Genomic DNA, 8,380 nt, shown 5'->3' on the forward strand with positions numbered 1-8,380 from the left:
AGGCAAGGTCACCACGCGGAGAAAACGAAAAGGACGGAACAGACCAATTGTGTGGCGAGCACATAGAGCACAAAAAGGGGAGCAAGTTTCCTGAAGCCTATGCAGAACATGTTGAAAACATCTTCTACAGACGAGCATTTGCCCGACATGAGGGCATAGCTGACTGAAGCCACGCACGCACAGAACGAAACATAGGGAATGATGCTGGCTGACAAGATACCCGAAAAGACATAGCCGTCGATGCTCAACAGCACGGCATGGGGAACAAGTGTCAGCAATGCAAGCACAAACACAAAGACGACGATTTCCAAAGCCATCAGACGAAGGGCCAACCGCTGCCGGAAATCAAAAGGACGGTGCAAACCGAGAAGGCCCGACGACGAGATACAACCATAGGCAATAGTAGCAACGATGAGCCATGTGGTCATGGGTGTTGCCACGTTATAAGAGAAACGACCGAAGAACCAGCGGATACCCTCGCTGCTCAGCAGGGAATGAATCATCAAATCGGGCATGGCGGCAGAAAGCAGCCACGACAACAGTATCACGATGAGCTGACCGACGGCCAACGCCACCATGCAATAACCCAAAAAACGGTGTCGCTGCTTACTCTTCATCAGGCCGTAGGTTGTCAATATCCAAAATCCTGAGTTCAAGCGCACGCACCACAAGACGCGTTGCATTCACACCGAAGCCGCCATTGCCATCGGGAAAGAGCTTTTGCACCAACTCGTTCTGCCGCTTCTCCAGACTCTTCACGCCAAAAGGCATGCCCCGAAGGTTTGTTATCTGCTCTTTTGTGTAGCCCAAGGCCAGGTGTCGCAGAAAACGCTCGTCGTATTCGTCGATTTCATAGTTGACCAAGGCCTCCTGACGCATCAGTTGATTGCTGACACTCGCCTTGAAACGCGATACAATCTTTTCCAAAATAGGCTGATTGAAGACTAACCGTTTACCGTCCATGACGCTGGATACATCGCCACGCGTCAGGAGTTCGCCGCTTTTCAGAATGATACCATCGCAACCGGCGTCCAAAACGTCGACCCAAAGCTTTTCGTTCAGTGTCTCACCCGTGAATATCAGCACCTTAATGCCGGGATACGTGTCTTTGGTATGGCGGCAAATCTCCACACCGACGGTCGTACTACCGCCAAGACCGAGGTCAAGCAGCACCAAATCGGGCAGTTGCACTTTCAACAGCTTCCAATAAACAGTTTCATTCTCGGCAGTTCCGATGATTTCGGCTTCGGGAATATCGTTGTGGATTATCCCAACAGTACCCTTCAACTCCAATGGTACGTCTTCAACAATAATAATCTTAAAGTTATTCATAAGTCATGTTTTATTTTCATTTTGTGAGGCAATACAACCTCTATGAGCGTACCGCCCGCACCGGGCAGCCGGATTGCCTGAATGCCGCAGCCACGGAGGTTAGTCGTCTCACCGATTTCCCTTACGATTTGCCGGCATACCATATAGCTGATGTCTATAGATAGCGGTGTGAATAACGCGGCACATTCCGCTTGGGAAAGTTGCAAGGACGGGAACCTTAAGCGCACCAGATTGTAGACGGCATCTTTCTCTTCTGTAGTCTTATCGACATATTCCTCTCCGCATGCTTTCTTCAAGAGAGAAAAAAGATAACCGACCAGCCTGTCGTCCACTTTCAGATTGCTCTTAATCTGGAGCATGGCTTGCTCGCTCAATAGTGCATACAGCTGTTTATAATAAAGTGCGACCTCGCTGATGGCATTCAAGTCCTTATCCGGCTCATCAACCAACCGACGGATACGCGAGGGATAATACATCGTCTCGTGTTTCAATGTTGACAAGCAGTTATCCAAGACGTTGTTACTGATATGCAGCCGCTGGTTTTCATAAATCAATCGGTGCAACTCGTCCTGGGCCAACTCGATATGCGTTGATTGTTCGTTTTCGTCTTCAATACTGTCGGCCAATGCCAAGCGGATTTGCCCGACGACATCATTGAGTTTCGAGTCGGATGTCTTAAGCAACATGCTGGCCTGTGCCCATATCTTGTTTATTTTATCGAGTTTCTCCTGCGAAGAACGTGGAGACAGCAAGACCGAATTGATTTTATCGACATGGTCGACGGCCAATCGGTAATATAACCGATGACGATAGTAAAGGAAATAATAGGCCGGGAAAATCAAAATCAGAAGCAGAATGAGCAGAATGATGGCCACATTCTTGTTGTTCTCCGACCGTTGCATCACACGCACGTATTCTGCCAATCCATTATCGGCCGAGGTTTCTCGGAACAACTGCGTATACACCCTGTTGTTATAATGATAGGCATCCCATTTGTGCAGTGCCAAGCAGGCCACCGCTGCTTCATTGCGAATGTCAAGTATGACATTGTAGTCGAAACGCAAGCGACGGTGAAACCAATTTATCTCAGCCGGGACCACTTCATTGCCCACATCGTACATCGTATCGGCAGGCTCTGCAAGCCGGAACGACTTGTAATACCGATTCAGATAAGTACGGCAACTGTCGGCATAACTCAAAGTTGTTCGGTATTGACCGTTCAGATTGCTGAAATAGGCACTGTCGGCAAATGCCGCCGCCCGTTTCAGAAGAAAAGAAGAAGCAAACAGCGAAGCCGAACCAAAGCACAAAGAGAGAAAAAGAAACAAGCGCAAGACGCCTTTAGGCAGCCTGAAGATGAAGCGGCTTCCCTTTCCGCATTCGCTTTCCACAGAAAGGGAACACACAGAGAAGATATTGCTGGTCTTGCGATACTTGTCTATAATGCCTTTACAGTTCATCAAGCCGAATCCGTGCGACCTTTCTGAAGACACAACCTCACCCTCTTTCAGGCTTTCATCAACGATGGTTTTATGGTCGAACAAATACTTCGTTTGCTCTTCCGTCATGCCTCGCCCGTCGTCTTCAATGGCAATCTCAACCGCCTCCTGCATCGTCCGGGCCGAAATAATGACATGCCCGCCTGGCGACGTGTACTTTCGGGCGTTATCGGACAACGTGTTGAGCATGAACAGCGTGAGGGTCTTGTCAGCCTTAACGACAGCATCGGTCGGCTTCACCACCAAATCAACTCCTTTCAGCCTGAACCCCATGTTTCCTTTGGCAACAATATCAAACAGTTCTTGCAAGGCAAAGCTTTCGACCTTGATGCTCAGTTGGCCTTGGCGTAGCTGTATCCACCGAGTCAACACATTATTATATTCATTGATCTGGTCCGTGAGTTCGCTGATATAGGCATAACGGTCGGCACGCAGGGCAACCTCTTCCTTACGTTCGCGCAAACGTTTTATCTCATTGATGATACGGTCGATAAAAGGCGTGATACTGTTGACAAGCGCCATCTTGGCTCTCTGTTCAATGTTCTTTTTCAGATTGTCCGACAAATACAGTTTCTCCATCTGTATCCGTTCGTCTATCTGCTCAAAATTATCTTTCTGCTTCATCCGGTCAGCCTCTTCTTCCTTTTGCCACCGCTTCAAAGGCTCCAACAAATGCTCCATGGAGAACTTGTTGTCGTTCCGCAATCGCATTCTGTCAAAGCCAATCAAGAGGAGTATCACCAAGACAATCATGACAATCACGGCTGCAATCATGATGTTCAGCGTCGCAGCAGATTTATCAAGCTGCTCGGCACGCGCTTCAAGCTGCCGGTCTTGTCGCGTCTTTTCCTGCATGTCGAGGTAGATATTCCGGTTGTAATCGCTCAACGTTTTATTGTCAATAGCAGAATAAACCAACGACAGTTGCTCACGGATAGAGGCAACCAGGTCGGGTGCCCGCTCTATGACCGTATCACGGTGCAACGCGTCGTTCAGACAGATGTTGGCCGAATGATAATCTCCAATATGCCAGTAGCATTGGGCCAAGGTTCGATAGGCTCCCGCTATTTGGTAGACATCGCCATACTTGATAAAGATGTCAAGCGAGCGTTGTGCCAGATTGCCAGCCAATAGAGAGTCGGGCATATAGTCCGTATTGATGAACTTCATTGCAGGGAGATTGGCAGCTATCAGTCCGTCACGTTGCTTGGCATCTTGTAAATGCTCACTGATGGCCTGCATGGAATTTGCCTCCCAAAACGGATAAGCATGCTGCCGGGCCAGCAGGTAGCACCGCATTAGATAGTCGAATTCCTTTTGTGCAATCTCACGACTTGTCCCATGGGTGATGATGCCGCCCGAACCTACATTATAATAATAGGAGAGCAGTTGGGCGGTATCCTGCCGGATAGCACCATATGGGTCGATGTTCCTCAAAGCATCGGCCGACTGTTTCTTCAAGCCGATATAATAAAAGTAGGTTGAACTGACAATATCAAACTCTGACGTGGCATAGGTCATCCGCAAAAGCTGTCGCCGTGTAAGGTGCTCTTGCTCCTCTTTTATCCGGTGCAGCCTGCGCAATGCGCTTTCCCTGTAGGTGTAAAAGTCTTTGTTTCGTGACTGCCTTTGGCACAAACGCATGCATTGCACGTCCGATACCAAAAGCTCTATCTGGTTGTCTGTGGTTGAAGTAGCCTTGTCCAACAATCGGTATGCACGGTCATAATCCATTCTCATGATGCACACGAAAGCGAGATTGTTCAAGGCTTCTGCACGTCCGTTGCTATAGTCGGAGCTTAAAGCCAAGGCTTTGTCGGCATAATGCGCTGTCGAATCCAGATTACGATAATGGAACGCATAAGAAACATCATTCAGTCTGTCTACCTCCGCCTTGTGTTCAGGGCTGCAAGCTGAAAGAAAGAAAAGACTTCCTGCCAACAATAAGAGCAGGAAGTCTTTTATATGATAACATTTATTTCCGAGCCTTAGCAATATATCCTAATGCTTCAACACATTTATCCGTGATAGCCTGCCAGTTCCCGGCCGCAATGACTTCCTTGGGGAACAGCTTCGAGCCCATTCCGACGCAAAGCACACCGGCCTTTATCCAGCCCGTGAGGTTCTCTTCATCGGGAGAAACGGCACCCGTCACCATGATATTGCTCCAGCGCAACGGCCCCAATACGTTCTTGACAAAGGAAGGACCGCCCACGTTCCCGGCCGGAAACACCTTGGTTACGTCGCAACCTGCCGCCTGTGCGTCGCTCATCTCGCTGACACTTCCGCAGCCGGGAGAATAAGGCACCAGTCTTCGGTTGCAGACCGGAGCTATTTCGGGATTAAAGTTTGGCCCGACAATGAAGTTCGCACCCAACTGAAGATACAAAGCTGCGGTCGGAGCATCAATCACCGTCCCGGCACCAAGTATCAATTCAGGACACGCTTTCGCTGCCCACTTCACCAACTCGCCGAATAGCTCATGGGCGAAATCGCCCCGGTTAGTGAACTCGAAGACGCGCACGCCACCTGCATAGCAAGCTTTGATAACGTTCTTGCAAACATCGATGTCGTTGTTGAAGAACACCGGAACCATACCCGTGTCCCTCATCGCTGTAATCACTTCTACTTTATTGAATCTTGCCATTTTTTATCTTTTATCTTTTATCGTTGAACACGGCCGTTGGCATTACCTTCAGCCAGACTCATAACCTCTTCGGCCGACACCAAATTGAAATCTCCGGGAATGGTATGCTTCAGGGCACTTGCCGCAACGGCGAACTCCAAGGCCTTGGCCTGATCCTTATAGGTGAGCATGCCGTGAATCAAGCCGCCAGAGAACGAATCGCCACCGCCCACACGGTCGATAATCGGATTGATATCATAGTGCTTGCTTTGGTAGAACGTCTTCCCATCATAGATAAGTGCCTTCCAACCATTGTGCGTTGCAGAAAAACTCTCACGCAAGGTCGAAACCACATACTTGAAACCAAACTCCTGCATCATACCTTTAAAAATACCATAGTAGCCTTCAGCATCGGTCTTTCCGCCCTCTACGTCGGCGTCGGGCTTGAAGCCGAGGCAAAGCTGCGCATCTTCCTCGTTGCCGATGCACACATCGACGTATTGCATCAGCGGACGCATCACGGAAATGGCTTTCTCGGAAGTCCAAAGCTTCTTACGGAAGTTCAAATCTACCGACACTGTCACGTGATGTCGCTTAGCTGCTTCGCACGCCAGTCGCGTCAGCTCGGCAGCCTTATCGCTGAGGGCCGGCGTGATGCCGCTCCAATGGAACCAGTCGGCCCCCTCCATAACGGCATCGAAGTCGAAGTCTCCGGGCTCAGCTTCAGCAATGGCACTGTTCGCCCGGTCATAAATCACCTTTGAAGGGCGCATGCTTGCCCCCGTTTCGGCATAATACAGCCCTACCCTATCGCCGCCGCGCGCAATATGCTCCGTATTGACACCGTAACGCCGCAAGGCATTGACGGCAATCTGTCCGATTTCATGCGTCGGAAGTTTGGAAACGAAGAAAGTCTCGTGCCCATAGTTCGCCAAACTAACGGCTACGTTGGCCTCGCCACCGCCGGGAATAATCCTGAAACTGTCTGTCTGTACAAAGCGATAGTTCCCCTCGGGCGACAGGCGAAGCATGATTTCGCCTAATGTAACGATTTTACTCATGTCTGTTCTAATGTTTGTTATAGATTAATCGGTTTGTCGCCGCAAATATACGGATAAATCGTGAAACGGAGAAACAAAACGCAAGAAAAGTGAAGGCACGCCTCTTCATCTCCCGTGCTAACCTCACTGCGTACCGGCCAGCCATACATCTCCTCTGCGCAAGTTCATTTCCAGAACATATCATCGGGATAAGGAGGATGCGAGGTGTAGTGCATGACGGCCACGAGATATTCGTCGCCTTTTGTGTCGAGGAGTATCGCTTGATAGCCCAACGGCTGCCAAAGTTCATTGAGTACGTGGCACCAATGCGGAATATCGGCCGCCTCGTCCAACTGCTCCTTCGGCACGGGTAAGCCATGCGCCTGCACCCGCCGAAGTTCCGTCATCTGGTCAACAAATTCTTCCAGCATTTCTTTCCAGTCAAACATAGCAATTACCTTTGTCTCTTCCAACACAAGGCGCAGCCCCTCGCTGCACAACAGGTCGGGCTTGTCGTGATAGAACTCCGACACCTCGCGGTATTCGTCAGCGTACTCCCCGTCACGCGTGGCCTGCGCCGAACAGAACGCTTCGGGCGACGCGAGGAGCTCCTCAACCATCTGCATCACGTCGGTCTCTTCGGCCGCAACCCATTTCGCAAGTTCCCGTGAAGAATCTTTATCCGCAGGGAAATCTATCTGTGGTACCAATGGAACTGGCTCCGGCTCTGCGGGGCGAGAAAAGAGAGGTATCACCAACGGAGCGCCGAACAGCAGCATGCTCGCCACGCATATGGTGCCCTGCACCCACGCACCCTGCCGGAACATTTCCACGGCCCCCCATCCGAACAAGATAACAAAGGCAGCAACGACCAGCTTTCCGCACACATTCACCAGTTTCTCTTTCATATCGTTCTCTGTTTAGAAGTTCATATCAATGCGGCTTTGCAAGGCCAAAATCGTCTTCCTATTCTCCCCGGCACACCATCATCTGCTGGAAGAAAACGATTTCACCGCATTTGCCCACTGCAAATATAGGACTTTTTCCTGACATGCTCCATATTGCCGCGCCATATTCGCCGCATCGGTGCACCATCTCCATCGTATCAGTACCTATATGTGGCGTATCGGGACGCCGTCTGCACTGCATTATACAGTAGATTGCTTCACCGTCTCCCGTGAGCAAAAGAACCCTCTCCCGTAAGCCCCGAAATTTCTTCCCGTATGCCGTGAAATTTTCTCCCGTATATAAATTTATTTTCTCCCGCAAAGAAATTTATTTTCATGCGGGAGAAAATTTATTTCTTCCCGCAAGAAAATTTTCTTTCTCCCGCATGCTGAAAAATTTCCTTCCGTATGCCGTAAAATTTTCATCCATATGGAACTCCATTTTCTCCCGATAAAAAAAATATGATTTCGGGCTAAATTCTTAAAGCACAATGCTCAGCGATAAAATGCAGGTCGTATAGGTAACGATTTAGAAATGAGCGGTGTGCTTGGAAGTTCATCGTTTTGTATAACCAAAGAACGCTCACTGTTTCAGTTGTAAAGGTAACACTTTGCGTGGAACATAGAAGCCATCTTGCGGAGCATCAAACAAATATTGCACAAAAGAGGTAGAAGCGATTAAAAAATCTCTTGATAAAATTCCGCCCCTCTTCATAGACATTGACTTCTCGTTACTGTCCTGAGATGGTTTTATCTTTCTCCTTGATGGTATCTTGCAAGAGAATCACGTCCTTAAGGGTTTCGAGACCTCTGCAAAACTTGCACCCTCTCAATTTTCACCTATATACTCTTAGAAGAATGAATATTTTTGACCAAAAGATGCCGCTGGAGGTTATTTTTGAGTAGATAACAATCTTTTATCGGTGTATTTTCATA

The 8,380-nt window shown here is 49.1% G+C and carries 6 protein-coding genes; all 6 read right to left on the reverse strand.

Features of this window, described 5'->3' with window-relative positions:
- Nucleotides 1-8: 8 nt before the first annotated feature.
- The 6 genes from H164_RS0103580 to H164_RS0103605 all read right to left on the reverse strand — a co-directional run bounded on the left by H164_RS0103580 (nucleotide 9) and on the right by H164_RS0103605 (nucleotide 7,405).
- Entirely contained in the window at nucleotides 9-617 is a 609-nt protein-coding gene (locus H164_RS0103580; protein ID WP_019967348.1) for an AbgT family transporter, read from the reverse strand.
- Complete coding sequence (locus H164_RS0103585) at nucleotides 607-1,332, reverse strand: DUF5932 domain-containing protein (protein WP_019967349.1); 726 nt, start codon at nucleotides 1,330-1,332, stop codon at nucleotides 607-609. The genes H164_RS0103580 and H164_RS0103585 overlap by 11 nt, the downstream gene beginning before the upstream one ends.
- On the reverse strand, nucleotides 1,329-4,775 hold the full coding sequence (locus H164_RS0103590; RefSeq protein ID WP_238315260.1) for a sensor histidine kinase: 3,447 nt from the start codon (nucleotides 4,773-4,775) through the stop codon (nucleotides 1,329-1,331). Before H164_RS0103590 ends, H164_RS0103585 begins: the two co-directional genes overlap by 4 nt.
- A 31-nt stretch (nucleotides 4,776-4,806) precedes the next feature.
- On the reverse strand, nucleotides 4,807-5,478 hold the full coding sequence (locus tag H164_RS0103595; protein ID WP_025830212.1) for a bifunctional 4-hydroxy-2-oxoglutarate aldolase/2-dehydro-3-deoxy-phosphogluconate aldolase: 672 nt from the start codon (nucleotides 5,476-5,478) through the stop codon (nucleotides 4,807-4,809).
- Nucleotides 5,479-5,495: 17 nt separating this feature from the next.
- Nucleotides 5,496-6,518, reverse strand: coding sequence for a sugar kinase (locus H164_RS0103600; RefSeq protein WP_019967352.1), 1,023 nt, complete (start codon nucleotides 6,516-6,518; stop codon nucleotides 5,496-5,498).
- Nucleotides 6,519-6,682: 164 nt separating this feature from the next.
- On the reverse strand, nucleotides 6,683-7,405 hold the full coding sequence (locus tag H164_RS0103605) for a DUF6630 family protein (RefSeq protein WP_019967353.1): 723 nt from the start codon (nucleotides 7,403-7,405) through the stop codon (nucleotides 6,683-6,685).
- Nucleotides 7,406-8,380: the final 975 nt, after the last annotated feature.

Origin of the sequence: Segatella maculosa DSM 19339 = JCM 15638 (assembly GCF_000382385.1) — a bacterium.
Taxonomy (GTDB): domain Bacteria; phylum Bacteroidota; class Bacteroidia; order Bacteroidales; family Bacteroidaceae; genus Prevotella; species Prevotella maculosa.